This is a genomic window from Mesorhizobium sp. M7A.F.Ca.CA.004.06.1.1 (genome assembly GCF_003999135.1).
Classification (GTDB): domain Bacteria; phylum Pseudomonadota; class Alphaproteobacteria; order Rhizobiales; family Rhizobiaceae; genus Mesorhizobium.
In genome coordinates this window covers 1-1,301 of record NZ_RZPQ01001124.1, presented here as the reverse complement: position 1 = coordinate 1,301, position 1,301 = coordinate 1, and the positions used below count along the sequence as shown (strand labels likewise).

Annotated in this window: 1 protein-coding gene; it reads right to left on the bottom strand. The window is 64.3% G+C overall.

Annotated features, from left to right (window positions below):
- On the bottom strand, positions 1-1,301 hold a 1,301-nt coding region (locus tag EN906_RS34410), incomplete at both ends, for a chloride channel protein (RefSeq protein WP_127375789.1).

Below are 1,301 nucleotides of genomic sequence, written 5' to 3'. Positions count from 1 at the left end.
TTCCTGGACCGCACGCGCATCAAATCCTTCCAGCCGACATAGCCGACCAGCAAAGAGCCTTCGCGAGTGACGACGGGCAGATGAGAGACGTTGGCCGTCAGCAGCTTGTCGGAGAGGCCTTCGAGATATTCGTCCGGATAGGCCAGCGTCACCTTGCTGCCGGCCAGCAGTTCGCCAAGCGTGGTGGTGCGGTGCGTGCCGGCGCGTCTCCAGCGCAATATCGCCGGCGGATCGATGAGGCCCAGCACATGGCCGTGCTCATCGACCACCGGGAAACTCGGATGCCGTGTTTCCGGCGCTGTCAGGAATGCCGCAGCGCCATGCAGCGTCATCGTCGCCGGCACGCTTTCGACCTGTGGGGTCATCACCTCGCGCACCCTGGTCAGGGCGAAAGGGTCGACGCGGTATTCGCGAACCAGATGATGTCCCCTTCTGGCGATCTTTTCGGTCAGGATCGACCGCTTCATCAGAAGCACGGTGACGGCGTGCGCCGCGGCGCAGGCAGCAATCAGCGGCACCAGCATATGTGTGTTGCCGGTCAGTTCGACGGCGAAGAACGTGGCGGTCAGCGGCGCACGCATCGTGCCGCCCATCGTGGCGGCCATTGCCAGCAGCGCCCAGAAACCGGGATCCGCGGCAGGCAGAACGCCGGCGAGCACAGCGCCCATAGCCCCACCCATGATCAACAGCGGCGCCAGCACACCTCCCGACGTTCCCGAGCCGAGCGCTGCCGACCAGATGATCGCCTTGACCACCAGCAGCAGAAGGGCCGCTGTCGCGACGGTGCGGCCATCCAGCATGTCGGTGATGTTGTCATAGCCGACACCGAGCGCGTGCGGTTCGATCAGCCCGCCTATGCCGACCACCAGGCCGCCAAGCATCGGCCACCACATCCAGTGGATCGGCAGCTTCTGAAAACCGTCCTCGCAGGCATAGACCATCTGCGTCAGCAGTCCCGACAAAAGTCCTGCACAAACGCCGATCGCCACCCAGCCGGCAAGGCCGACAAAGGATACCTCCATGCCGCCCTGAAACGGAAAGATCGGCCCGGGCAGATGCAGCATGGTGCGCTCGACCTCGGCGATAACAGCCGCCACCGCCACCGGGATGAAGCTGCGCGGGGTCCATTCGAAAAGCAGCAGTTCGACCGCCAGCATGATGGCTGCAATCGGTGTTCCAAAAACCGTAGTCATGCCCGCTGCCGCACCAGCCACCAGCAGTGTCTTGCGCTCGTTGTCGCTGACCGGCAGCATCTGCGCGATCAGCGAGCCGATGGCGCCGCCAGTCATGATGATCGGGCC